This is a genomic window from Cupriavidus sp. DB3 (genome assembly GCF_020418465.1).
Taxonomy (GTDB): Bacteria; Pseudomonadota; Gammaproteobacteria; order Burkholderiales; family Burkholderiaceae; genus Cupriavidus; species Cupriavidus cauae.
Genome location: NZ_JAIZPL010000004.1, coordinates 581,232 through 607,204 on the forward strand (window position 1 = coordinate 581,232; position 25,973 = coordinate 607,204).

At 67.9% G+C, this 25,973-nt stretch carries 20 protein-coding genes; 11 read left to right on the plus strand and 9 right to left on the minus strand.

All coding sequences use genetic code 11. The annotated features are described in order from the left end of the window. The first annotated feature begins 8 nt into the window (after positions 1-8). The 4 genes from icmF to K7G19_RS16080 all read left to right on the plus strand — a co-directional run bounded on the left by icmF (position 9) and on the right by K7G19_RS16080 (position 7,406). Positions 9-3,341, plus strand: coding sequence for a fused isobutyryl-CoA mutase/GTPase IcmF (icmF, locus tag K7G19_RS16065; protein ID WP_226108111.1), 3,333 nt, complete (start codon positions 9-11; stop codon positions 3,339-3,341). A gap of 250 nt (positions 3,342-3,591) precedes the next feature. After that, the gene (locus tag K7G19_RS16070; protein WP_226108113.1) at positions 3,592-4,008 is read left to right on the plus strand and encodes an HIT family protein; all 417 of its coding nucleotides are present in this window, start codon (positions 3,592-3,594) and stop codon (positions 4,006-4,008) included. 87 nt (positions 4,009-4,095) lie between these two features. After that, positions 4,096-4,956 carry a 3-hydroxybutyryl-CoA dehydrogenase gene (locus tag K7G19_RS16075; RefSeq protein WP_150084045.1) on the plus strand — a complete coding sequence of 287 codons (861 nt, stop codon included), beginning with the start codon at positions 4,096-4,098 and terminating at the stop codon, positions 4,954-4,956. A 392-nt stretch (positions 4,957-5,348) separates the two neighbouring features. Then, the gene (locus K7G19_RS16080) at positions 5,349-7,406 is read left to right on the plus strand and encodes a hypothetical protein (protein ID WP_226108115.1); all 2,058 of its coding nucleotides are present in this window, start codon (positions 5,349-5,351) and stop codon (positions 7,404-7,406) included. Between the two features lie 10 nt (positions 7,407-7,416). Here K7G19_RS16080 and K7G19_RS16085 read toward each other — a convergent pair whose 3' ends face one another. After that, entirely contained in the window at positions 7,417-8,085 is a 669-nt protein-coding gene (locus K7G19_RS16085; protein ID WP_006578248.1) for a Crp/Fnr family transcriptional regulator, read from the minus strand. Between the two features lie 258 nt (positions 8,086-8,343). On the opposite strand from K7G19_RS16085, the gene K7G19_RS16090 reads away from it, so the two are divergent. The 7 genes from K7G19_RS16090 to K7G19_RS16120 all read left to right on the plus strand — a co-directional run bounded on the left by K7G19_RS16090 (position 8,344) and on the right by K7G19_RS16120 (position 17,148). Then, a complete protein-coding gene (locus K7G19_RS16090) occupies positions 8,344-10,353 on the plus strand; it encodes a long-chain fatty acid--CoA ligase (protein WP_226108117.1) in 2,010 nt (669 codons plus the stop codon). A gap of 13 nt (positions 10,354-10,366) precedes the next feature. Then, the gene (locus tag K7G19_RS16095; protein ID WP_149317173.1) at positions 10,367-11,317 is read left to right on the plus strand and encodes an ABC transporter ATP-binding protein; all 951 of its coding nucleotides are present in this window, start codon (positions 10,367-10,369) and stop codon (positions 11,315-11,317) included. A 66-nt stretch (positions 11,318-11,383) separates the two neighbouring features. Beyond that, positions 11,384-12,298 carry a branched-chain amino acid ABC transporter permease gene (locus tag K7G19_RS16100; RefSeq protein WP_149317172.1) on the plus strand — a complete coding sequence of 305 codons (915 nt, stop codon included), beginning with the start codon at positions 11,384-11,386 and terminating at the stop codon, positions 12,296-12,298. Between the two features lie 36 nt (positions 12,299-12,334). Then, complete coding sequence (locus K7G19_RS16105) at positions 12,335-13,411, plus strand: branched-chain amino acid ABC transporter permease (RefSeq protein WP_149317171.1); 1,077 nt, start codon at positions 12,335-12,337, stop codon at positions 13,409-13,411. Positions 13,412-13,505: 94 nt separating this feature from the next. Then, entirely contained in the window at positions 13,506-14,843 is a 1,338-nt protein-coding gene (locus tag K7G19_RS16110) for an ABC transporter substrate-binding protein (RefSeq protein ID WP_149317170.1), read from the plus strand. A 116-nt stretch (positions 14,844-14,959) separates the two neighbouring features. Beyond that, positions 14,960-15,775 carry an ABC transporter ATP-binding protein gene (locus K7G19_RS16115; protein WP_149317169.1) on the plus strand — a complete coding sequence of 272 codons (816 nt, stop codon included), beginning with the start codon at positions 14,960-14,962 and terminating at the stop codon, positions 15,773-15,775. A 125-nt stretch (positions 15,776-15,900) separates the two neighbouring features. Continuing rightward, entirely contained in the window at positions 15,901-17,148 is a 1,248-nt protein-coding gene (locus K7G19_RS16120) for a phenylacetate--CoA ligase family protein (protein WP_226108119.1), read from the plus strand. Positions 17,149-17,258: 110 nt separating this feature from the next. Here K7G19_RS16120 and K7G19_RS16125 read toward each other — a convergent pair whose 3' ends face one another. From K7G19_RS16125 to K7G19_RS16160, 8 genes are all read right to left on the minus strand, one after another. Next, positions 17,259-17,681 (minus strand): YbaN family protein, encoded by a 423-nt coding sequence (locus K7G19_RS16125; RefSeq protein WP_149317167.1) that lies wholly within the window; start codon positions 17,679-17,681, stop codon positions 17,259-17,261. Between the two features lie 120 nt (positions 17,682-17,801). Next, positions 17,802-18,779 carry a nitronate monooxygenase family protein gene (locus K7G19_RS16130; protein WP_149317166.1) on the minus strand — a complete coding sequence of 326 codons (978 nt, stop codon included), beginning with the start codon at positions 18,777-18,779 and terminating at the stop codon, positions 17,802-17,804. 492 nt (positions 18,780-19,271) lie between these two features. Beyond that, on the minus strand, positions 19,272-20,474 hold the full coding sequence (locus K7G19_RS16135) for a class I SAM-dependent rRNA methyltransferase (protein WP_226108120.1): 1,203 nt from the start codon (positions 20,472-20,474) through the stop codon (positions 19,272-19,274). A 169-nt stretch (positions 20,475-20,643) separates the two neighbouring features. Then, complete coding sequence (locus tag K7G19_RS16140) at positions 20,644-20,934, minus strand: DUF493 family protein (protein WP_053820987.1); 291 nt, start codon at positions 20,932-20,934, stop codon at positions 20,644-20,646. A gap of 23 nt (positions 20,935-20,957) precedes the next feature. Beyond that, positions 20,958-22,163, minus strand: coding sequence for a D-alanyl-D-alanine carboxypeptidase family protein (locus K7G19_RS16145; RefSeq protein ID WP_149317164.1), 1,206 nt, complete (start codon positions 22,161-22,163; stop codon positions 20,958-20,960). Between the two features lie 114 nt (positions 22,164-22,277). Then, positions 22,278-22,922, minus strand: coding sequence for an alpha/beta hydrolase (locus K7G19_RS16150; protein WP_149317163.1), 645 nt, complete (start codon positions 22,920-22,922; stop codon positions 22,278-22,280). An 83-nt stretch (positions 22,923-23,005) separates the two neighbouring features. After that, positions 23,006-23,326, minus strand: a complete 321-nt coding sequence (locus K7G19_RS16155; RefSeq protein WP_006578238.1) for a ferredoxin — start codon at positions 23,324-23,326, stop codon at positions 23,006-23,008. Between the two features lie 328 nt (positions 23,327-23,654). Further along, positions 23,655-25,781, minus strand: a complete 2,127-nt coding sequence (locus K7G19_RS16160; RefSeq protein ID WP_370639554.1) for an ATP-dependent helicase — start codon at positions 25,779-25,781, stop codon at positions 23,655-23,657. Positions 25,782-25,973 lie beyond the last annotated feature (192 nt).

A 25,973-nucleotide genomic window follows, 5' to 3' on the forward strand; every position in this document is an offset into this window, starting at 1 on the left:
TGGAGACCATGACCGATCTGTCCGACCTGCGCAAGGCAGGCGCCGAAGCCGAGGCCGCCACCGTGGCGCCGGCACCCGCGCCCGCCGGCGCGCCGACCCACAAGGTCCGTTTCGTGACGGCCGCATCCTTGTTCGACGGCCACGATGCTTCGATCAACATCATGCGCCGCATCCTGCAGGCGCAGGGCTGCGAGGTGATCCACCTCGGCCACAACCGCTCCGTCGAGGAGGTCGTCGCCGCCGCGCTGCAGGAGGACGTGCAGGGCATCGCCGTCTCGAGCTACCAGGGCGGCCACGTCGAATACTTCAAGTACATGGTCGACCTGCTGCGCGAGCGCGGCGGCGCCCATATCCAGGTGTTCGGCGGCGGCGGCGGCGTGATCGTGCCGGCGGAGATCCGCGAGCTGCAGGACTACGGCGTGGCGCGCATCTACAGCCCCGAGGACGGCCAGCGCATGGGCCTGGCCGGCATGATCGCCGACATGGTGCGGCGCTGCGACTTCGACCTGTCGCGCCATGCGCCCGCGACGCTGGACTCGCTGCGCGCGGGCGATCGCCGCGCGCTGGCGCAATGGATCACCGTGCTGGAGAACGGCAAGGCCGATTCGGCCCTGGCCGCCGCGCTGCATGCGGATGCCGCCGGCATCGCGACCCCGGTGCTCGGCGTGACCGGTACCGGCGGGGCCGGCAAATCGTCGCTGACCGACGAGCTGATCCGCCGCTTCCGGCTCGACCAGCAGGACAGCCTGCGCATCGCCGTGATCTCGATCGATCCCTCGCGCCGGCGTACCGGCGGCGCGCTGCTGGGCGACCGGATCCGCATGAACGCGATCCACCATCCGCAGATCTACATGCGCTCGCTGGCCACGCGCGATGCCGCCAGCGAGGTGTCGCGCGCGCTGCCGGACGCGCTGGCGGCCTGCAAGGTCGCCGGCTTCGACCTGATCGTGGTCGAGACCTCGGGCATCGGCCAGGGCGACGCGGCGATCGTGCCCCATGTCGACCTGTCGCTGTACGTGATGACGCCCGAGTTCGGCGCCGCCAGCCAGCTCGAGAAAATCGACATGCTGGACTTCGCCGACTTCGTCGCGATCAACAAGTTCGACCGCAAGGGCGCGCAGGACGCGTGGCGCGACGTCGCCAAGCAGATGCAGCGCAACCGCGAGCAATGGCACGCGCGCGCCGAGGACATGCCGGTCTACGGCACCCAGGCCTCGCGCTTCAACGACGACGGCGTGACGATGCTGTACCTGGGCCTGCGCGAGGCGCTGGCCCAGCGCGGCCTGGTGCTGCGCGACGGCACGCTGCCGCGGCTGGCGGGACGGCAGAGCACCGGCCGCAACGCGATCGTGCCGCCGGCGCGCAGCCGCTATCTGGCCGAGCTGGCCGATACCGTGCGGGCGTATCACAAGCGGGTTGCGGCGCAGAGCGCGATCGCGCGCGAGCGGCAGCAGTTGCGCGAGGCACGGCGGATGCTGGCGGAGGCCTCGGCTGCCGCGGGCGCCGATGCGCGGCAGGCACCGCAGGCCTTGCAGGCATTGGAGACGCTCGAAGCCGCGCGCGACGGCGCGCTGGGCGAGACCGAGCGCGCGCTGCTGGCCGGCTGGCCCGCGCTGCGCGAAGCCTACAGCGGCGACGAGCACGTGGTGACGATCCGCGGCAAGGACCTGCGCACCGGGCTCGTGACCACCACGCTGTCGGGCACGCGGCTGCGCAAGGTCGTGCTGCCGCGCTTTACCGACGAGGGTGAGCTGCTGCGCTGGCTGATGCGCGAGAACCTGCCGGGCTATTTCCCCTACACCGCGGGCGTGTTCCCCTTCAAGCGCGAGAACGAGGACCCGACGCGGATGTTCGCCGGCGAGGGCGATGCCTTCCGCACCAACCGCCGCTTCAAGCTGGTTTCCGAGGGCATGCCGGCCAAGCGGCTGTCGACGGCCTTCGATTCGGTCACGCTGTACGGCGAGAATCCGGACCTGCGTCCCGACATCTACGGCAAGGTCGGCAATTCGGGCGTCTCGATCGCGACGCTCGACGACATGAAGGTGCTGTACGACGGCTTCGACCTGATCGATCCGCAGACCTCGGTGTCGATGACGATCAACGGCCCGGCGCCGGCGATCCTGGCGATGTTCATGAACACCGCGATCGATCAGCAGCTCGACCGCTTCCGCCGCGAGCAGGGCCGCGAGCCCGATGCCGGCGAGGCGGCGAAGATCCGCGCGATGGTGCTGCAGAACGTGCGCGGCACCGTGCAGGCCGACATCCTGAAGGAGGACCAGGGCCAGAACACCTGCATCTTCTCGACCGAGTTCTCGCTGAAGGTGATGGGCGACATCCAGCAGTACTTCGTCGATCATCAGGTGCGCAACTTCTACTCGGTGTCGATCTCCGGCTATCACATCGCCGAGGCCGGCGCGAATCCGATCTCGCAGCTGGCCTTCACGCTGGCCAACGGCTTCACCTATGTCGAGGCCTATCTGGCCCGCGGCATGCATATCGACGACTTCGCGCCCAACCTGTCGTTCTTCTTCTCGAACGGCATGGACCCCGAGTACAGCGTGCTGGGCCGCGTCGCGCGCCGCATCTGGGCCGTCACGCTGCGCGACAAGTACGGCGCCAACGAGCGCAGCCAGAAGCTGAAGTACCACATCCAGACCTCGGGCCGCTCGCTGCACGCGCAGGAGATCGACTTCAACGACATCCGCACCACGCTGCAGGCGCTGATCGCGATCTACGACAACTGCAATTCGCTGCACACCAACGCCTACGACGAGGCGATCACCACGCCGACGGCGGAGTCGGTGCGGCGCGCGCTGGCGATCCAGCTGATCATCAATCGCGAATGGGGCGTCGCCAAGTGCGAGAACCCGAACCAGGGCAGCTTCCTGATCGAGGAACTGACCGACCTGGTGGAGGAGGCGGTGCTGCAGGAGTTCGAGCGGATCGCCGAGCGCGGCGGCGTGCTCGGCGCGATGGAGACCGGCTACCAGCGCGCCAAGATCCAGGAAGAGTCGATGCTCTACGAGCAGCGCAAGCACGATGGCTCGCTGCCGATCATCGGCGTCAATACCTTCCGCAACCCCGACGGCGATCCGACCCCGGCCACGCTCGAACTGGCACGCTCCAGCGAGGACGAGAAGCAGAGCCAGCTGCGGCGGCTGCAGGCATTCCACGCCCGCCATGCCGACGCGGCGCCGGCGATGCTGGCGCGGCTGCGCCAGGCGGTGATCGACGACGAGAACGTGTTCGCGGTGCTGATGGACGCGGTGCGGGTCTGCTCGCTGGGGCAGATCACGCATGCGCTGTTCGAGGTTGGCGGACAGTATCGGCGGAACATGTAGCGTCCGCCGAACAGGCGGCGACTGCGGGGAGCGACCGCGCGGGACCGCCACGTCCCGCGCGGTCGTTTGCTTCGGCCGCTTGCTGCGGTGGCCTGCTGTTGCCTCGCCCTTGGACGGCGAATTCGCACGACCGTGCGTTAAACTCGCAAGCGGCGCTGCCTTGCCGCCGGGCTGTCGATCCATCGCAGCCAGTCCAGCGGACCCCGGCGCGATTCCGGCGCAGTCGCGCATTCCCGAACCGGAGCTCACGGTGTACGACCCGAACAATATCTTTGCCCGAATCCTGCGAGGCGAGCTGCCTTGCCACAAGGTCTACGAAGACGCCGACACGCTGGCCTTCATGGACATCATGCCGCAGTCGGACGGCCACGTGCTGGTGCTGCCCAAGGAGGCCGCCGCCGAGCTGTTCGACCTGTCCGAAGGCGCCGCTCAGGCCGCGATCCGCACCACCCAGCGCATCGCCCGCGCGGTGCGCGACGCGTTCGGCCCGGACGGCCTGTCGATCGGCCAGTTCAATGGCGCCGCCGCCGGCCAGACCGTACCGCACGTGCACTTCCATATCGTGCCGCGCTACGCCGACCGCCCGCTGCGCGGCCACGCCAGCGAGCCGCAGGATCCGGCGGTGTTGCAGCAGCATGCGGCGCGCATCGTCGCGGCGCTGGGCTGACGCCGTCCGCATTCACGCGATCCGCATTCACGCGATCCGCATCCATACCCATTCCATTTCCATTCCATCCGCAAGCAGGGAGACAGCATGACAATCCACACCGTCGGCATCATCGGCGCAGGCACCATGGGCAACGGCATCGCGCAGGCGTGCGCGGTGGTCGGGCTCGATGTCGTGATGGTCGATATCAGCCAGGCCGCGGTCGACAAGGGCATCGCCACCATCGCCGGCAGCCTGGACCGCCTGATCAGGAAGGACAAGATCACCGAGGCCGACAAGAACGCGGCGCTCGCGCGCGTGCGCGGCTCGACTGCCTACGAGGACCTGAAGGCCGCCCAGATCGTGATCGAGGCCGCCACCGAGAACTACGAGCTCAAGCTCAAGATCCTGAAGCAGATCGATGCGCTGGTCGGCGAGGACACCATCGTCGCGTCCAATACCTCGTCGATCTCGATCACCAAGCTGGCCGCGGCGATCAGCCGCCCCGAACGCTTCATCGGCATGCACTTCTTCAACCCGGTGCCGATGATGGCGCTGGTCGAGCTGATCCGCGGCCTGCAGACCAGCGACGCCACGCACGCGGCGGTCGAGCAGCTGTCGAAGCAGCTCGGCAAGTATCCGATCACGGTGAAGAACAGCCCGGGCTTCGTCGTCAACCGCATCCTGTGCCCGATGATCAACGAGGCCTTCTGCGTGCTCGGCGAGGGCCTGGCCTCGCCGGAGGAAATCGACGAAGGGATGAAGCTGGGCTGCAATCATCCGATCGGCCCGCTGGCGCTGGCGGACATGATCGGGCTCGACACCATGCTGGCCGTGATGGAGGTGCTGTACGCCGAGTTCGCCGATCCGAAGTACCGCCCCGCCATGCTGATGCGCGAGATGGTGGCCGCCGGCTACCTCGGCCGCAAGACGGGCAGGGGAGTCTACGTCTACAGCGCGGCGAAATAGCGTTCCGCTGCCGGCATGACGGACACCGCGCCGTGTGACGGAATGCGTAACGGAATGCGTAACGGAACGCGTAAGCGGCCACCGACTCCGACGCGAGGCAGGTCCTTCATGCCGGCCAAACCCGATACCTTCGCAGCGCCGCCTCGGGTGATCTGTTCCAGCGCCATGCGGTGATGTTGCGACAACCACATGCACACCGCGGTGGTGCCGGCCGTGCGGCATGCCGTCGATGATGGACGCATGACGCACGGCGCAAGCCGAATGCGAAGGTCGCGCGACGACGCGTTCGGCGAGGCCGGACGGCATGGGAAAGGATCGTTCGCTTTCCGAAAAGTGGTCTGGCCTTGATCCGTACGATGACCGCCTCATTCACTCTATGAGGATTGAAAGTCATGGCGACCTTTATCGGAACGGTGAAGAAGACGGACTACGAGCAGTTCTACAACGAGGTGCGGAACAATCCAGGCGACTTCGTGAAGCGCGTCCTGGGGCAGAACGCCGCCGGGGCAGAGCCGAGTGGCAGGTTTCAGATCGGCGAGAACATCTTCACGCTGACGTGGGCCACAAAGGGGAAAACACGGCAACTGTGCATCCGGCGCGAGTTCGAGAACGGCGAGTCGTTGGTGCAGACGCGACTGATGCAGTTGATGGACTTTCTGTTCTTCCGCAGCAGCACGCGCACCATGGAGCGGGCGCTGCGCAGCGGGTCCACCATCACGACTGGCCTGGTCAAGGACATGCGCGCGCATGTCGATCGCATCGTCGACGAACTGTGGCCCGACATCGAGGCGCGGAACGCCGAAGCCGGCCAGGGCCCCTCCGACCGGCGCGGCACCGCGGTGCCGACGAACCGGGCGATATCGGAACGCACGCTGGGATCACTGGCGCCGCTGAACCCCGGGGAAATCGATGCGTGGATCCGCTGTGCCGAGGGCGGTCCGGTGGGCCTGGCGCATATCGACCGAAGCAAGACCAGAATCGAGGGCGACATCCTGGTGCTGTCCTTCAAGAGCGGGGGCGATGCCATCGAGTTTCGCCTTCACGCGCCGAGCGTCGCAACGCACGGGAAGGAGCGCGTCCAGCGCGACATGGAGCGGTTGCTGCGTATTGCCAAGGGCCAGAGACAGGGCTGCGATTATCGGAACATGGCCGAATTGATGGGTCGTTTCATGGTGGCGACGATCGAAGACGAAGCGCCCCGGCTGCTGGAAGCGTCGGCCAGCGCGATCGTCCGGGATGACCAGGATAACGACGTCAGGCCGCTGATGATCTGCACGGTGAAGAAGGGCAGGCCGGAGCCGACCCGGACAACGCGGCGCGCCCTTGCCCGCGCGGTCGACAAAGCCATGGCATCCTGCCGTGCGTCCGCGGCACAGCGCTTTCAGACCATCCTGAATGGCGTGTGTCGCGACAAGGGCGATCCCGTGGTATCGACGGTGCTGGATGCGCGCGAGAGGCTGATCGAGAAAATCCAGCAGAAGGTCAAGCCCCATCTCGCCGGAAAGCGGCTCGCCGCCTTCGTGCGCGAGGTCGTGCGGCAATGCGGTGTGAATGGCGAGGCGGCGCAGGCCCTGCATGCCGATCGCGCGGCGGGCTCCGCCTTGCCGGCGCGCGTACGGCTGGTGCACTTCACACGCAAGCCGGGACTGCTGGAGCGCCTGTCCGGCGACGCGCCTGGCGAGGAAGTGCTTGCGGTCGCATCGCGCGAGGATGGCGAGGCATTGCGCTTCGTGCCGCTGGGACAGCGCAACATGGCGAAGTGGGCCTGGAAGACCATCAAGCTGGCCGAGGTGCCGAAGGATGTCGAAAGCGATGCCAGGGCACTGCATCAGACGGTTTTCGACAGCTCGCTCGGGCGGTTCTACCAGAACGAAATCCTGCCGCTTGTCATGGAAAGCGTCCAGGCGCTCCGCGAGGATTTGCGTTTCCAGGACACGCCCGAAGGCGACGCGGCGAAAGATCTGTTGCTCAAGCTGACCGGCAATCTGCGGATCGGCAATACGACCTTCGCCTACCTCCATCGCTGGGCAGGCGATGCGGACCGGGCAGCCCGTGTCGCACCGGGCCAGAACGACTTCTCCGCGGACCGCGTCATCATGCGGGACGAGGACGCGGCGCGTTCGGGCCCGGTGGCGGCGGATCCGGTCTCGCAGCGCCAGGCTGCGGCGTACGCGCTCAGGCAGGATCTCAAGAACGTGTTCCCGCGGCTTGCCAACGTGACGGAGGCCGACTGCAACAAGCCCGTCACCCTCTATAAGGACGGCAAATTCGAATCCTTGCCCGTGTTTCACCCGACCGGGCCAAACCAGCAGGGCGATCAGCGGCAGTGGCGTTCGCTCGGCAACGGCAGCGCACCGAACCAGCAGTCGGAGCCGTCCTCCTCCGCAAGCAAGGTGCCGGCCGAAAAGGTGCCAACGGAAAAGGTGCCCACCGAAAAGGTGCCGGTCTGAATCCGATGCCTCATTCGCCGTACTGGCGCAGTCCCTCGAGATCGAGCACTTCGATCTCGCCATAGTCGACCCGAACCAGGCCCTGCTGCTCCAGCACCTTCAGGGCCTGGTTCGCCCGCTGGCGCGAAATGCCGGCCAGCAGTCCGATCTCCTCCTGCGAAATCTCCAGCTTGGTGCCGATGCCCGGATAGAGGTGCTCGTTGAACAGCGACGACACCGCGCGCGCCACGCGCGAGTCGATATCGAGCAGCCGCTCGTATTCGACCGCGGCAATGAACTGGCCGAGCCGCTCGTTCAGCTGGGTCAGCAGAAAGCGCGTGAAGGGCAGGCTGGTATCGAGCAGCCATTGGAAGGTCTCGCGCGGCAGGAAGGCGATGCGCGAATGGCGCAGCGCCATCACGTCGTACTTGCGGATCTCCTGCTTCAGCGCGGCCCCTTCGCCGAACCATCCGCCGGTCGGCACGCCGGTGAAGGTCACCGACTTGCCCGATGGCGACACCGTGGTGATCTTGACGATCCCCTCCAGCACGCCCAGCCAGTGCTCGGCCATTTCGCCCTTGTGGCAGACGTAATCGCCGGGGTTGTATTCGCGCACGAACATGGCCTGCCGCACCCGCTGGCGCTGTTCGTCGCTGAGGTCGGCGGCCCAGATGCACCGGTCGAGAAAGTCGTTGAGCATGCCTGCTTGGCTCCGGTCGGGAGTCCGGCGGGGACTCCGCTAGGGATTAACCCGGAATTGTCACCGACGTGACAACCGGGGGGAGGGGCATCGGCTATCTTACGTTCACCACGGACCGACCCGCGCTCAAGGCGCGGCCACGATATCCCTGGCGCGCGGCGGCCTGCTGGCCTTCGGACGACCAGGGGCAAGTATAACGATCGGCACCGGCGCTTGGCACCGGCGGGAACCCACCCGTCGGAGGGACAGGAGACAGCGATGCAGGACAGGTCGGCAACGACCTTCCCGCGACTGCTGCTGGCGCACGCGCAGCAGCGGCCGGATCATCCGGCCTATCGCGAGAAGGATCTCGGTATCTGGCAGACGAGCAGCTGGTCGCAGGCGGCGCAAGAGGTACGTGCGTTAGCCTGCGGACTGGCCGCGCTGGGCTTCGGCCGCGGCATGAACCTGGCGGTGGTCGGCGACAACCGTCCCCGGCTGTACTGGGCCATGACCGCCGCGCAGGCACTGGGCGGCGTGCCGGTGCCGCTGTACCAGGACGCGATCGCCAGCGAGATGGTCTACGTGCTGCGCGATGCCGAAATCGCCTTCGCGGTGGTCGAGGACCAGGAGCAGGTCGACAAGCTGCTCGAGGTCGAGGAAGAGCTGGCAGCCCAGGGTGGCGCGGTGCGCCATCTGGTCTACGAAGACCCGCGCGGGCTGCGCGATTACGACCATCCGTCGCTGATGTCGTACGAGCGCCTGCAGGAGATCGGCCGCGAATACGACCGCGCGCATCCGGGCTTCTTCGACGGGGCCGTGGCGGCCGGCGATCCGGACGATACCGCGATCATCCTGTACACCTCGGGCACCACCGGCAAGCCCAAGGGCGTCTGCCATTCGCACCGCGGCCTGATCGGCGCGGCGATGCACGGCTGCGAGTTCGACCGGCTCGGTCCCGACGACGACGTGCTGTCATACCTGCCGATGGCCTGGGTCGGCGACAACCTGTTCTCGTACGCGCAGGCGCTGGCCGCCGGCTTCACCGTCAACTGCCCCGAGTCGCGCGAGACCGTGATGACCGATCTGCGCGAGATCGGCCCGACCTACTACTTCGCGCCGCCGCGCATCTACGAAAGCCTGCTGACGCAGGTGATGATCCGCATGGAGGACGCCGGCTGGCTCAAGCGCAAGCTGTTCGGCTGGGCCATGGACGCGGCGCGCCGCTGCGGCGCCGACATCCTCGATCGCCGCCCCGTGCCGCTGCTCGAGCGCATGCGCTACGCGCTGGGCGAATCGCTGGTCTACGGCCCGCTGCGCAACGTGCTCGGCATGAGCCGCATCCGCGTGGCCTATACCGCGGGCGAGGCGATCGGTCCGGACCTGTTCCGCTTCTATCGCTCGATCGGCATCAACCTGAAGCAGTTCTACGGCCAGACCGAGACCTGCGCCTATGTCTGCCTGCAGCCCGACGGCCAGGTCAAGTTCGATTCGGTCGGCCCGGCCGCGCCCGGCATGGAGATCCGCATCGCCGAGAACGGCGAGGTGCTGGTGCGCGGCGTGGGCCTGCTGAAGGCGTATTACAAGCGCGACGACGCGACACGGGAGGCGATCAACGACGAGGGCTATTTCATGACCGGCGACGCCGGCGTGATCGACGCCGACGGCCATCTGAAGATCATCGATCGCGCCAAGGACGTCGGCAAGCTGGTGGACGGCTCGATGTTCGCGCCCAAGTACATCGAGAACAAGCTCAAGTTCTTCCCGTACATCAAGGAAGCGGTGGCCTTCGGCACCGGCCGCGACCGCGTCTGCGCCTTCGTCAACATCGACTTCGAGGCGGTCGGCAACTGGGCCGAACGGCGCCACCTGCCCTACGCCGGCTATATCGACCTGGCCGCGCAGCCGCAGGTGATCGACCTGATCGCCGAATGCGTGGAGCAGGTCAATGCCGATCTGGCCAAGGATCCGGCGCTGTCGGGCTCGCAGATCGCGCGTTTCCTGATCCTGCACAAGGAGCTCGATCCCGACGACGACGAGCTGACCCGCACCCGCAAGGTGCGCCGCGGCTTCATCGCGGAGAAGTACGGGGTGCTGATCGACGCGCTGTACGCCGGACGCCCGGAGCAGTTCATCGAGACGCGCGTCAAGTTCGAGGACGGGCGCGAAGGCAGCGTCAGCGCGACGCTGAAGCTGGTGGATGCCAAACGCTTCCCGCCGGCCGGATCGGCGCAGGCCGCGCAGGCAACGCAGGCCGGCGCGGCAACGCCCGCCGAGCAAGCGGCATAGCAGGGGCAGGAGGATGACGCAGATGGCGTGGCAAGGCGTGGAGCGGCGGGCCGACGGCTCACCGGAGTGGGCGGGCGCAGGGACCAGCGCAGGCACGAGCGCCGGCACCGGCGCGGCCGGCGAGCCGCTGGCCGAGGGCGGCGTGGCGATCGCGGCGGAGTCGGTGCCGGGCCGGCGCGCGGCATCGACGCGGCATGGCGAGGTGATTCTCGATCTGCAGCATATCTCGCTGGCGTTCGGCGGCGTCAAGGCGCTGACCGATATCTCGTTCGATGTGCGCGAGCACGAGATCCGCGCGATCATCGGCCCGAACGGCGCCGGCAAGAGTTCGATGCTGAACGTGATCAACGGCGTCTATCACCCGCAGCAGGGACGCATCGTGTTCCGCGGCGAGGAACGGCGCAAGATGAATCCGACCGCCGCCGCGCGCCAGGGCATCGCCCGCACCTTCCAGAACATCGCGCTGTTCAAGGGCATGACCGTGCTCGACAACATCATGACCGGTCGCAACACGCGCTTCCGCTCCGGCCTGCTGGCCAATGCGCTGTGGTGGGGACCGGCCCGCAACGAGGAGATCGCGCACCGGCGCAAGGTCGAGGAGGTGATCGACTTCCTGGAGATCCAGTCGATCCGCAAGACGCCGGTGGGGCGCCTGCCCTACGGGCTGCAGAAGCGCGTCGAGCTGGCGCGCGCGCTGGCCGCCGAGCCCTCGCTGCTGCTGCTCGACGAGCCGATGGCCGGCATGAACGTCGAGGAAAAGCAGGACATGTGCCGCTTCATCCTCGACGTCAACCAGCAGTTCGGCACCACCATCGTGCTGATCGAGCACGACATGGGCGTGGTGATGGACATCTCCGACCGCGTGGTGGTGCTCGACTACGGCAAGAAGATCGGCGACGGCACGCCCGAGCAGGTCAAGTCCAACCCCGAGGTGATCCGCGCCTACCTGGGCGCGTCGCACTGAACGGCCCGCCCGCCAGCTCGCTCGCTTGCCCAACGCCGCCCCCCGTCCTTCACCGAGGCCACGCCGATGACCTTCTTCTTCGAAATCCTGCTCGGCGGACTGCTGTCCGGGCTGATGTACTCGCTGGTAGCGCTCGGCTTCGTGCTGATCTACAAGGCCTCCGGCGTGTTCAACTTCGCGCAGGGCGCGATGGTCTATTTCGCCGCGCTGGCCGTGGTGGGCCTGATGGACAAGGGCATGCCGATGTGGGCGGCCGTGATCGGCGCCTTCTTCGTGATGACGCTGGTCGGCATCGGCACCGAACGCTTCGTGCTGCGCAAGCTGGTCAACCAGCCGCCGATCACGCTGTTCATGGCGACCATCGGCCTGTCGTTCTTCCTCGAAGGGCTGGGGCCGCTGCTGTTCGGCAACGAGGTGCGCCCGATCCAGCTGGGCATCGTCGACGAACCGATCGAGGCGATCCTGACCCGCTTCAATATCGTGATCTCGAAGTTCGACCTGGCCGCGGCGGCGATCGCCGGCGTGCTGGTCGCCACGCTGGCGCTGTTCTTCCAGTACACCAAGGTCGGCCGGGCGCTGCGCGCGGTCGCCGACGACCACCAGGCCGCGCTGTCGCTGGGCATTCCGCTGCAGCATATCTGGGCGATCGTCTGGGGCGTCGCCGGCTTCGTCGCGCTGGTGGCCGGCATGCTGTGGGGCTCGCGCAATGGCGTGCAGTTCGCGCTGACGCTGACCGCGCTGAAGGCGCTGCCGGTGCTGATCCTCGGCGGCTTCACCTCGGTGCCGGGCGCGATCGTCGGCGGGCTGATCATCGGCGCCTCGGAGAAGCTGGCGGAGATCTACATCCCGCCGGTGTTCCAGTCGATGTTCGGCGGCAACTTCGGCGGCATCGAAGGCTGGTTCCCCTATGTGTTCGCGCTGCTGTTCCTGCTGGTGCGGCCCGAGGGGCTGTTCGGCGAAAAACATATCGACCGCGTGTGACGGTCCGTCAGGTGGCACGACGCCAAGGAGTCGCCCATGTTCTATCGTGAAGCCGGCCAGTTCAAGACCGACTATGTCGCCGACAGCCAGATCTTTCCGATCCGGCAGGACCGCATCGGCTTCGCCGTGCTGCTCGCGCTGGCCTTCGTCGGCGTGCCGCTGATCGGCAGCGAGTACTGGTTCTCGGCGATCCTGATCCCGTTCCTGATCTTCTCGCTCGCCGCGCTCGGGCTCAATATCCTGACCGGCTACGCGGGGCAGCTGTCGCTGGGCACCGCGGCCTTCATGGCGGTGGGCGCCTATGCGGCCTACAACTTCCAGCTGCGCATCGACGGGCTGCCGGTGCTGCTGACTTTCGTGCTGGCCGGGCTGTCGGCCGCGGTGGTCGGCGTCGCCTTCGGCCTGCCCTCGCTGCGGATCAAGGGCTTCTACCTGGCGGTGGCGACGCTGGCGGCGCAGTTCTTCGTGGTGTGGGCGCTGACCAAGTTCCCCTGGTTCTCGAACAACAGCTCATCGGGCGTGATCACCGCGCAGCAGCTGGACCTGTTCGGCCTGCCGATCGACACGCCGATGCGCAAGTACCTGTTCGTGCTGGCGATCGTCACGGTGCTGGCGCTGGTCGCCAAGAACCTGGTGCGCTCGTCGACCGGACGCGCGTGGATGTCGGTGCGCGACATGGACGTGGCCGCCGAGGTGATCGGCATTCCGCTGATGCGCACCAAGCTGCTGGCGTTTGCCGTCAGCTCGTTCTACTGCGGCGTGGCCGGCGCGCTGTATGCGTTCTGCTACCTGGGCTCGGTCGAGCCGGACGGCTTCTCGCTGGACCTGTCGTTCCGCGTGCTGTTCATGATCATCATCGGCGGGGTCGGCAGCATCCTCGGCTCCTTCCTCGGCGCCGCGTTCATCCTGCTGCTGCCGATCCTGCTCGACAACATGCTGCCGCCGCTGGCCGCGCTGCTGCATCTGCCGTTCACCAACGCGACGGTGTCGCACATCCAGATGATGGTGTTCGGCGGCCTGATCATCTTCTTCCTGATCGTCGAGCCGCACGGCCTGGCTCGGCTTTGGCAGATCGGCAAGGAGAAGCTGCGGCTGTGGCCGTTCCCGCATTGACGCCGTGTCGACGGGGCACGCGCCGATGTCATGCAAACGGGTCGTTGGACAACAACGCCATAACAATGCACCTGCCAAGGTGAAGGAGACAGTGATGAGCAACCTGATTCGCAATGCCCAGCGCGTCGCGCTGGCAGTCGGCGCGGCCGCCGCGCTGCTGGTGCCGGCGCTGCCGGCGCAGGCCCAGAGCGGCGAGCAGTTCATCGCGCTGCCCAGCTACCGGGTCGGGCCGTATGGCGCCAACGGGCAGTCCTGGTACGGCGGCTTTATCGACTATCTGAACTACGTCAATCTGAAGGAAGGCGGGGTCAACGGCGTCAAGCTGACCTGGGAAGAGTGCGAGACCGAGTACAACAACGCCAAGGGCGTCGAGTGCTACGAGCGCCTGAAGGGCAAGAACCCGACCACCAGGGGCACCGCCTACCATTCGATGTCGACCGGCATCTCGTACGCGCTGGTCGACAAGACGGCGGCCGACAAGGTGCCGCTGGTGATGATGGGCTATGGCCGCACCGACGCGGTGGACGGCTCGGTGTTCCCCTACGCCTTTCCGCTCGTGACCACCTACCAGATGCAGGTGTCGGCGATCGTCAAGTACCTGGCCGGCAAGAGCGGCGGTTCGCTGGCCGGCAAGAAGATCGTCTACCTGTACCACGACTCGGCCTACGGCAAGGAGCCCATCGTCGCGCTGCAGGCCGAGGCCAAGCTGAACAAGTTCGACCTGATCGAGATCCCGGTCGCGCATCCCGGCAACGAGCAGGGCGCGCAGTGGCTGCGGATCCGGCAGGAGCGTCCCGACTACGTGATCTTCTGGGGCTGGGGCGTGATGAATCAGACCGCGCTGAAGGCCGCGCAGAAGGTCGGCTATCCGCGCGACAAGATGATCGGCTCGTGGTGGGCCGGCTCCGAGGAAGACACCGTGCCCGCGGGCGATGCCGCCAAGGGCTACATGAGCGCGACCTGGAACGTCGCGGGCAAGGGCGTGCCGCTGATCGCCGATATCGAGAAGGTGGTCTACGGCGGCGGCAAGGGCAATATGCAGGACCGCAACAAGATCGGCTCGGTGCTGTACAACCGCGGCGTGTCGGCGGCGGTGGTCACGGTCGAGGCGATCCGCGTGGCGCAGAACAAGTTCGGCAAGGGCAAGCCGATGAGCGGCGAGCAGATGCGCTGGGCCTTCGAGAACCTGAACCTCACCAATGCGCGGCTGCAGCAGCTGGGCGCCACCGGCCTGCTGCCGGAGATCAAGACCAGCTGCGAAAACCACGAGGGCTCGGGCAAGGTCAAGATCCAGCAATGGGACGGCGCCAAGTGGACCGTGGTGTCGGACTGGATCGAAGGCAACAAGAGCCTGATCCACCCGCTGTTCAAGGCCAACGCGGCGCAGTACGCGAAGGAGAAGGGCATCACGCCGGCCTGCGCGAAGTCGTGATGCGCATATTGGTGCTTGCGTAAGGCGTTCTCCCTCTCCCCAACCTCTCCCCCGCTTTCCCCCGGACGGGAGAGGGAGAACACCACCGCGCCCCGCTATCCCTACCGAGGTCCACCATGACCCTGCTGTCCATCAACAACATCGAAGTGATCTACGACCACGTGATCCTGGTGCTCAAGGGCGTGTCGCTCGACGTGCCCGAGGGCGGCATCGTGGCGCTGCTGGGGGCCAACGGAGCGGGCAAGACCACCACGCTGAAGGCGATCTCGAACCTGCTGCGCGCCGAGCGCGGAGACGTGACCAAGGGTTCGATCGAATACCGCGGCGCGCGCGTCGACCAGCTGACGCCAAACGATCTGGTCAAGCGCGGCGTGATCCAGGTGATGGAAGGCCGCCACTGCTTCGCCCACCTGACCATCGAGGAAAACCTGCTGACCGGCGCCTATACGCGCGGACTCTCGCGCCGCGAGACGCGCGACGAGCTCGACAAGATCTACACCTACTTCCCGCGCCTGAAGACCCGGCGCAAGTCGCAGGCCGGCTATACCTCCGGCGGCGAGCAGCAGATGTGCGCGATCGGCCGGGCCATGATGGCCAAGCCCAGCATGGTGCTGCTCGACGAACCGTCGATGGGACTGGCGCCGCAGATTGTCGAGGAGATCTTCGAGATCGTGCGCGACCTGAACCAGCGCGAGCGCGTCAGCTTCCTGCTGGCCGAGCAGAACACGATGGTCGCGCTGCGCTATGCCGACTACGGCTACATCCTCGAGAACGGCCGCGTGGTGATGGATGGTGCCGCCGAGGCGCTCCGTACCAACGAGGACGTCAAGGAGTTCTACCTCGGCGTGGCGGCCAACGATGCCGACGGCGGCGGCCGCAAGTCGTTCCGCGACGTCAAAAGCTACCGCCGGCGCAAACGCTGGCTCGCCTGAGCGGCGCACGGACCAGCGCGCGGACCGGCCGGCCCGCGCGGCGATCGGCGCCGACATCATGCCTTGGCCCGCCGCGGCCGTAACCCGTATCGCCCGGCACCCCATCCTCACCGACATCCGTCATCATGTCCGAATACTTCGACGCTCTCGAGACGCGCGACCCCGCCGCGCGCGAACAGGCCCTGCTGGCCGCGCTGTCGCGCCAGGTCGCGCATGCCAGGACGCACGCGCCTTACTTTGCCGAGGCGCTGCGCGATGTCGATCCGCAGGCGCTGACCTCGCGCGAGGCGCTGGCCGCGTTGCCGGTCACGCGCAAGGCGCAGCTGAGCGCGCTGCAGCAGGCCAATGCCCCGCTCGGCGGGCTGAACGCGACGCCGCTGGGCGCGCTGCGCCATATCTTCCAGTCGCCCGGACCGCTGCACGAGCCCGACGGCCACGGGCCGGACTGGTGGCGCACCGCACGCGCGATGTACGCGGCGGGCTTTCGCCGCGGCGAGCTGGTCTACAACACCTTCTCCTACCACTTCACGCCGGCCGGCATGATGATGGAAACCGGCGCGCACCGGCTGGGCTGCTGCGTGTTTCCGGCCGGCGTCGGCCAGACCGAATCGCAGGTGCAGGCGCTGTCGATGCTCCGGCCGGCGGCCTACGCCGGCACGCCGTCCTTCCTGAAGATCCTGCTCGAACGCGGTGCTGAACTCGGCCAGCCGTGCAGCCTGGCCAAGGCGCTGGTGTCGGGCGAGGCCATGCCGCCTTCGCTGCGCGCCTGGTTCGTCGAGCGCGGCATCAAGGTGCACCAGATGTACGGCACCGCCGATATCGGCCTGATCGCCTATGAGAGCGAGGGTGCCGACGGCTGGGTGGTCGACGAGGGCGTGCTGGTCGAGATCGTCGAACCGGGCGGCACGCGCCCGATGCCGGAGGGCGAGGTCGGCGAGGTGGTGGTCACGGTGCTGGGCAACGAGGACTATCCGCTGATCCGCTTCGGCACCGGCGACCTGTCCGCCGTCGTGCCGGGCTCGTCGTCGACGCCCAGCCCCTGCGGGCGCACCAATATCCGGCTGCGCGGCTGGCTCGGCCGCGCCGACCAGACCACCAAGGTCAAGGGGATGTTCGTCCATCCGGGCCAGATCGGCGAGGTGATGCGCCGCCATCCCGAGCTGCGCGCGGCGCGCCTGGTCGTGACCGGTGCGCCGGGCGCCGACGTGATGACGCTGCATTGCGACGCCACGCGGCAGGACGCGGGGCTGGCCGATGCGATCGCGGTGTCGATGCGCGACGTGATGCGGCTCAAGGGCGAGGTCCGGTTCGTGCCGGCCGGTTCGTTGCCGCAGGACGGCAAGGTCATCGAGGACGCGCGCAGCTACGACTGAGCGCGTTCACGAGCGCGTTCGCAGGGCGCGTTCGCAGGGCGCGTTCGCAGGGCGCGTTCGCAGGGCGCGTTCACAGGGCGCGTTCGCAGGGCGTTCGCGACAGCGCGCGTTCAGCCCTGCCGCGGCGGCTCCGGCTCGGACGGCGGCGCGGTGCTTGCCGGTCCGTGGCCGCCGCGCGGCCGCGTCGGCAGGTACAGCAGATAGGCGGTGGCCACGGCGCCCAGCACCAGCAGCGCGATCGACAGCGCGGGCCGGGCGCGCAGCACCCAGGCGGTGGTCGGCAGCGAGATCCACATCGTCGCGATCGCCACGATCTTGGCGCGCAGCGGGATGCTGCGATGGCGCTGCCAGTCGTGCACGATCGGGCCGAGCCGGGGATGGCGCATCAGCCAGTCATGGAAGCGTTCGGAGCCGCGCGCGAAGCAGGCCGCCGCGAGCAGCACGAAGGGCGTGGCCGGCAGCACCGGCAGGAAGACGCCGAGCACCGCCAGCACCATGCAGACGATGCCGAGCGTGGCCCAGGCCGCGCGCACCAGGCGTTCGCGGCGGCTGCGCCGGACCTCGGCAATGACGACAGGGGGCTTATCCAGCGGGGAATCTCCAGCGGTCTGCAGCGGCGACCGCGGCGGCTATGGCAGCGGCTACGGCTGCGGTCAGTTGACGGCGCACAGGCGCGCCTTGGCCGCATCGTACTCGGCCTTCATGCGCGCGACAATCTCGCCGGCCGACTGGATCGCGTCGATCTGCCCGACGCCCTGGCCCGCGCCCCAGATGTCCTTCCACGCCTTGGCCTTGGAGCTGCCGCTGGAGAAATCCATCTTGCTCTTGTCGGCCTGCGGCAGGTTCTCCGGATCGAGCCCCGAATTGAGGATGCTCTCGCGGATGTAGTTGCCGTGCACGCCGGTGAACAGGTTGGTGTAGACGATGTCGGCGGCCGCCGCATCGGTGATCGAGCGCTTGTAGGCTTCGCTGGCATGCGCTTCCTGCGAGGCGATGAAGCGCGTGCCGACATAGGCGAAATCCGCGCCCATCGCCTGCGCCGCCAGCACGGCGTCACCGGTGGCGATCGAGCCCGACAGCGCGATCGGGCCATCGAAGATGCGGCGCACCTCGCCGACCAGCGCGAACGGCGACAGCGTGCCGGCATGGCCGCCGGCGCCCGCGGCGACCAGGATCAGGCCGTCGACGCCGGCCTCGAGGGCCTTCTCGGCATGGCGCAGGTTGATCACATCGTGCAGCACGATGCCGCCGTAGCTGTGCACCGCGTCGATCATCTCCTTGACCGGCGCGCGCAGCGAGGTGATGAAGATCGGCACCTTGTGCTCGACGCAGACGCGCACGTCCTGCTCCAGCCGCGCGTTCGACGCGTGCACGATCTGGTTGACCGCGATCGGGCCAATCGTGGCATCGGGATTGGCGGCGCGGAAGGCCGCCAGCTCCTGCTGCATCTGCGTCAGCCATTCGTCGAGCAGTTCAGCGGGGCGCGCGTTCAGCGCCGGGAACGAACCGACGATGCCGGCCTTGCATTGCGCCAGCACCAGTTCCGGATAGCTGACGATGAACATCGGCGACGCGATCACGGGCAGCGTCAGCTTCTGCAGGGCGGCGGGGATATGTTTGGCGGCAGGCATGGTGTCTCCTTGACCCACGGCAAGCGTGGCGCTGCGTGGCATCGATGTTCTGAACGATCGTTCGATTATAGGGACTTCCCTTGTTCGGGCGTTATCGCGGCATTAGAAGCGTGGGTCTAGCCGAAGTGCAATTCCGATCCAGCCCCACCAATCTAGCGCGAATCCGGCCCTGCCCCGCGGTCGCCGCCCTTGCGGAACCCGCGAGGCAAAAAAAGCCCCGCGTCCGGGGCGGGGCAATTACCACGAAGACTGATACATCGACGGCGGGCACCTGCCAATGCCGAAGCCGTCAACGGCATGGTAGAGGGGCAATATGACGATCCGGGGACGACCCGGTGACGTCTCGATGAAGCGGCCGGCGGCGCGCCCAACGCGGCGCGCTCCTATGCGCTGGTACGCGGTCCCATGCGTTCCTGCACGGCTCCTGCGCGGCGCATGCGTGCCCATGCGTGCCCATGCGCGCCCATGCGCGCCCATTGGGTCCATCCGTGCTTACACACGCTGCAGCAGCAGCCCCTTCAGATATTCGCCCTCGGGGAAGGCCGCCAGCATCGGATGGTCGGTGCCGGCCGACAGCCGCCGCAGGATGCGCGCATCGACGCGGGCGTCGGTGGCCGCGCCGGCCACGATCTTGTGGAACAGCTCCATGCCGATCGCGCCCGAGCACGAGTAGGTGAACAGCAACCCGCCCGGGCGCAGCAGCTGCATGCCGACCAGGTTGATTTCCTTATAGGCGCGCGCGGCGCGGTCGATATGCTGGGCCGACGGCGCGAACTTCGGCGGGTCCAGCACGATCAGGTCGAACTGCCGGCCCTCGGCGCGGAACTGGCGCAGCGACTTGAACACGTCCGCGTCGAGCCAGGTGGCGCGGTCCGCATCGAAGCCGTTCAGCGCGACATTGCCCTCGGCAATCTTCAGCGCCTCGCCCGACGAATCGATCGACACCACCGAGGCCGCGCCGCCGCGCAGCGCCGCCAGCGAAAAGCCGCCGGTATAGCAGAAGCAGTTCAGCACCTCGCGCCCTTCGGCGAGATCGCCGACCAGCTTGCGGTTGTCGCGCTGGTCGACATAGAAGCCGGTCTTGTGGCCGTTGCGCACGTCGACGTAGTAGCGCACGCCGTGTTCGGTGACCGAGAGCTCGGGGTCGGGCTCGGCGCCGGCCAGCACGCCGGTCACCAGCGCCAGCCCCTCGCGCTCGCGCACCGCGGCGTCGGAGCGCTCGTAGACGTTGGGGCAGCCGGTCTCCCGGATCAGCGCCTGCACGATCGCGTCCTTCCACTGCTCGACGCCGGCGGCGTTGAACTGGCAGACCAGCTGGGCGTGCTCGGCGCCGCGGCCGGCGCCGTAGTAATCGACCACCAGCCCGGGCAGCCGGTCGGCCTCGCCGAACACCAGCCGCACCGCGTCGCTGTCGCTGACCCATTGGCGGCGATGCGCCACCGCGGTGGCGACCCGGCGCTTGATCAGCGCATGGTCGACCGGCTCGTTCTCGTCGAAGGTCCACACGCGCGCGCGAATCTGCGAGTGCGGGCTGTACGCCGCCTTGGCGAGGAAGCGGCCGTCGGCGGCGCGCACCGTGATGGTGGCGCCGGGCTCGGCACGGCCCTCGACGCGGTCGATGCCGGTCGCATAGATCCAGGGATGGCGGCGCAGCAGGGACTTTTCCTTGCCGGGCTTCAGGGTCAGGGTATTCATGATTCAGGGAAGGGGGGCCGCGCAGCGGCGGCCTTCTGGTTCACCGCGCGGTTCGCTTTCCTCCCCGGCCTGCGGGACAGGGCCTGGAGGGAACGGTAAAGCGGCGCGGTAAGAGCGGCGCGGTGGAAAGGGACAGGCACCGCCGGCCGAAGCCGGCGCCATCGTCGCGTTACAGCACCACCTTGACCATCGGATGCGCGGTCAGCGCGCGATACAGGTCGTCCAGCTGCTCGCGGCTGGTGACCCAGACCGTCACGGTCAGGCCCAGGTAGTTGCCGTTGCGCGAGGGGCGCATCTCCATCTTGCCGGCATGAAAGCCGGGGTCGAATTCCTGCACCAGCGTGACGATGGCCTCGGCAAAGCCGTCCTGCATCGCGCCCATCACCTTGATGGGGAAATCGCTCGGGTATTCGATCAGCGAAGGCTGGTCGCGCCCGTTGTCGGTGTTGTCGGCGCTCATGGCGGCGGCCTCCTTGTTGCGTGTTACTTGCGCTTGAACCACAGGCGGATGGTGTCCCAGATGCGGCCGAAGAAGCCGGCTTCCTGCACCTCCTCCAGCGCGACCACCGGGAACTCGGCCACCTTGGTGGTGCCGTCCATCAGCTTGACGGTGCCGACCTGCTGGCCGGCCGTGATCGGCGCCACCAGCAGCTCCTGGCGCTCCAGCACCGGCTTCAGACGGCCCGCGGTGCCCTTGGGCACGGTCACGTAGGTCTCGTCGCGGACGCCGATCTTGATGGTGTCGTTGCTGCCCTTGTAGATGTCCGGCGTGGCCAGCACCTGGCCCTTGTCGTAGAGGCGCAGCGTGTCGAAGAACTGGAAGCCGTAGTTCAGCACCTTCAGGCTTTCCTGCGTGCGGACCTGTTCGCTGGTGGTGCCGATCACGATCGAGATCAGGCGGCGCGAGCCGTTCGGCACGTTGGCCAGCGGGCGCTTGGCCGAGGAAATCAGGCAGTAGCCCGCCGACCGGGTGTGGCCGGTCTTGACGCCGTCCACGGTCGAATCGATGTACAGCAGGCGGTTGCGGTTGGGCTGCTTGATCTTGTTATAGGTGAACTCCTTTTGCGAGTACATGCCGTAGTACTCGGGGAAGTCCTGGATCAGGCGCGTGGTCAGGATCGCCAGGTCCGCCGCGGTGGTGTAGTGGTTCGGGTCGGGAATGCCGTCGGTATTCGTGAAGTGCGTGCTCTTCATGCCCATGCGCTGGGCCTCGCGGTTCATCATCGCGACGAAGCCTTCCTCCGAGCCGCCGACCGCCTCGGCCAGCGCCAGCGCGGCATCGTTGCCCGACTGCACGATCAGGCCCATCAGCAGGTCCTGCACCGTGACCGGCTTGTTCGGCTCGATGAACATGCGCGACTCGTCGCTCTTGACCTTCAGCACCAGATTGGTCGGCACCACGGCCTGGTCCAGCGTCAGGCGCTTTTCCTTCAGCGCCTGGAAGGCCAGGTAGGCGGTCATGATCTTGGTCAGCGAAGCCGGCTCGATGCGGGCATCGGCATTCTGCGAGCCGAGCGCCTGGCCGCTGGTGACGTCGTAGAGCATCCACGCCTTGGCCGCCACCTGCGGCATCGGCACGGCCTGCGCGCGCACCGTCAGCGGTGCGCTGGCGAGCGCGAGCACGGCGGCGCTGGCCAGCAGGGTGTGGGCGATGCGGTGGGAGAACAGCGGCGAAGCTTGATTGAACATGTTTTCAGGTTCCGACAAGAGAGAAAGGGCAGCGTCGCGCCGCCACGCGGGCGTGGCGGCAGGGCAAGGAACGGCGGCCACGGATTGCCATGGCCGCCCGCTCAATGCCCGGGCTCAGCGCTGCCACGCATTGACGACGAGCTGCTTGATCAGATGCAGCTTGCGATGGAAGAAATGGTCGGCGCCCGGAATCACCGTGACCGGCAGTTCCTGCGGCCGCGCCCAGTCGAGCACGCTGGCGAGCGGCACGGTCTCGTCCTGCTCGCCGTGAATCACGATGGTATCGGCCGGCACCGGCGCGACCTGCCAGCGCGAGGCCGCGGTGCCGACCATCGCCAGGCGCTCGGCGGGCGTGCCGGCCTCGGCCAGGCGCCGCGCCACATGGCTGACGACGAAGCTGCCGAACGAGAAGCCGGCCAGCGCCAGCGGCAGCGTTGCCGCGTCGGCGGACCAGTCGCGCTGCTGGCGCATCCAGTCGATCACCGCCAGCAGATCGTCCTGCTCGCCCTGGCCGTTGTCATGCTCGCCGGCGGTGCCGCCGACCCCGCGGAAGTTCGGCCGCACGGTGGCGTAGCCCAGCTGCACGAAGGCGCGCGCCAGCGTCTGCGCGACCTTGTTGTCCTTGGTGCCGCCGAACAGCGGATGCGGATGGCCGACCAGCGCGAGGCCGCGCACCGGGGCGGCCTGCGGCAGGTCGACCGAGACGTCGATCGCGCCGGCGGGACCGGCAACGGTGAGTACCTGGGTATGCGCGTTCATGGCAGGAAGGGCGGAAATCCGGGGTCGAAACGAAAGTGGGCGTGGGCGGCGGATGGATGCGGATGCGCCTGCGCGCGCGGCGCTCAGCGATCCACCATCAGGCGTTCGACCGGCTTGCCGTGGATCAGATGGCTGTCGATGATCTCGTCGATGTCCTGCTCGTCGACGAATGTGTACCAAACGGCCTCCGGGTAGACCACCAGTACCGGACCGAGTTCACAGCGGTTCAGGCAGCCCGCCTTGTTGATCCGCACCCGTCCCTCGCCGCCGGCGATGCCCAGCTCCTTGCAACGCTTCTTGGCGTATTCCTGCATCGCCTTCGCGTTGTGGTTGGCGCAGCAGTTTTCGCCCGGCTCGCGCTGATTCAGGCAGAAGAAGACGTGGTGCTGGTAGTAGCTGCTCATGCGTGGGAGGGCGCGGCGCGCTCGGCTGGGCCGCGCGCGCGGCTTGGCGCCGGTCGGAACGGTGGGAAGCTCGGAATTATACGGCGAGCCGGGGGCCGTTTCGACCGCACGGCGGCGTCTGCAGCGCCACGCCGCGGTGGGTGTTAGCTATGGCGCACAGGAGGCGCTGGTTTGAGGCCCTCGTCGCGAGCGCAGCATAACGGGCACGGCGGCTACGGCCTACGGCCCCTATGGTTGCTGCGGACGCCATGGCGGCTACGTCGCCTATGGCAACTACGGCCGGCGCGGCAACTACGGCTGCTACGGTCCTACGACCACTACGCCCGGCTCACCGCCACATATTGCGCATCCGCGCGGCCAGGTCCACCGCCGGCAGCGACGCGCGCTGCGGCGCCGCGTCGACCGGCGGAGGCGGCGGCCACGCGCGGCTGTGGAAATGCGGCATCACGCGATTGGGCAGGAAGCGCGTGCGCGACGCGTACACGTGGCGGTCGCCCATGCCGGGCTGCTGATGCACGTAGAAGCGCTGCGGCACGACGATGTCGAGATGGTCGCGTGCGCGCGTCATCGCGACATAGAGCAGCCGGCGCTCCTCCTCGATCTCCTCGGTGGTGCCGGTGGCCAGGTCGGACGGCAGGCAGCCGTCCACGGCGTTCAGCACGTAGACCGCCTTCCATTCCTGGCCCTTGGCCGAATGGATGGTCGACAGGATCAGGTAGTCCTCGTCGCGCAGCGGCACGCCCGATTCGTCGCTGGAAGCGTCGGGCGGGTCCAGCGTCAGCTCGGTCAGGAAGCGCTCGCGCGAGCCGTAGGTCGCGGCGATGCGCGCCAGCTGCTGCAGGTCGGCGGCGCGCGCGGCGGCATCGTCGTGCAGGCGTTCCAGATGCGGCTCGTACCAGCGCAGCACGCGCTCGAAGTCAACCGGCCATGCCGCCGCGGGCGCCATCGCCTCGCGCGCCAGCGCGACCAGTTCCGCCCATGCCTCGGCCGCGGCCGGCGGCGCCTCGAACGATTCGAGCGCGAACAGCGGATCGCTGGCGAGTTCCAGGCCGTCGAGCACGCGCGCGGCGGTCTTGGGCCCGACGCCCGGCATCAGCTGCAGCGTGCGGAAGCCCGCCATGCGGTCGCGCGGATTCTCCAGCCAGCGCAGCGCCGCCAGCATGTCCTTGACGTGGGTCGACTCGAGGAATTTGAGCCCGCCGAACTTGACGAAGGGGATGTTGCGGCGGACCAGTTCCAGTTCGAGCTGCGCGCTGTGGTCGGCGGCGCGGAACAGCACCGCCTGCGCCATCAGCGCCAGCCCTTCCTCGCGCCGCGCGAGGATGCGCTCGACCACGAAGCGCGCCTGCTCGGTCTCGTCTCCCACCACCACCACGCCGGGCTTCTCGGCACTGGCGCGGTCGGACCACAGGTCCTTGGTGAAGCGCTCGGCCGCCAGCCCGATCACCGCGTTGGCGGCGGCCAGGATCGGCTGCGTCGAGCGATAGTTGCGCGACAGCGTGACCTGTCCCGCCGGCGGCGAGAAGCGGTGCGGGAAGTCGAGGATGTTGCGCACGGTGGCGCCACGGAACGCGTAGATCGACTGCGCGTCGTCGCCGACCACGGTCAGGCCGCGGCCGTCGGGCTTGAGCGACAGCAGGACCGCGGCCTGCAGCGCATTGGTGTCCTGGTATTCGTCGACCAGCACATGGTCGAAGCGCTCGCCCATGTCGCGCGCCAGCGCCGGCTCGGCCAGCGCCTGCGCCCAGTACAGCAGCAGGTCGTCGTAGTCGAGCACCTGCTGCTTCTGCTTGGCCTCGACATAGCCGGCAAACAGCGCCCGCAGCGCGTCCACCCACATCGCGTAGCGCGGAAACTGGCGCTGCAGCACCTCTTCGAGCGGCAACTGGGTGTTGACCACGCGCGAATAGATCGCCAGGCACGTTTCCTTGCGCGGGAAGCGCGCGTTCTGCGCCGACAGGCCGAGGTCGTGCCGCACCACGTTCATCAGGTCGGCCGAGTCGCCGCGGTCGCTGATGGTGAAGGAGGGCGACAGGCCCAGCGTCTCCGCGTATTCGCGCAGCAGGCGCGCGCCGATCGCGTGGAAGGTGCCGGCCCATTGCAGCGCGGCGCGGCCCGGGTTGGCCGACGAGGTGGTGCCGTTGCGGGCCGCGAAGGCCTGGTCGACGATGCGCTCGACGCGCCGGCCCATCTCGACCGCGGCGCGCCGCGAGAACGTCAGCAGCAGAATTCGGCGCGGATCGGCGCCGCCCAGCAGCAGATGCGCGACGCGGTGCGCCAGCGTATTGGTCTTGCCCGAGCCCGCGCCGGCGATGATCAGCAGCGGCCGGTCGGTGGCGTGCTCGACCGCTTCACGCTGCTCGGGGTTGAGCGCGGCGAGATAGTCGGCCGGAACGCTCGGAGCGATCGGATCGGACAGTGCTGCGGCGGGAGCGAGGGCGAGATCGGCGGACACAGGGGCGGGCGAGGGCGAAAACCGGAAATGTTCGCCGCAGACTGTATATCCATACAGATGTGTTGGGCAAGCGGGGGATCGCGGAAGGGACTTGAAGGGCGCTTTTGGTGGAGCTTGCGCCGGGAATGCCCTCTCCCCGATCCTCTTCCGCCCGCGGGAGAGGGCGAACCCAATCGCCGTTGGGACGCTGCG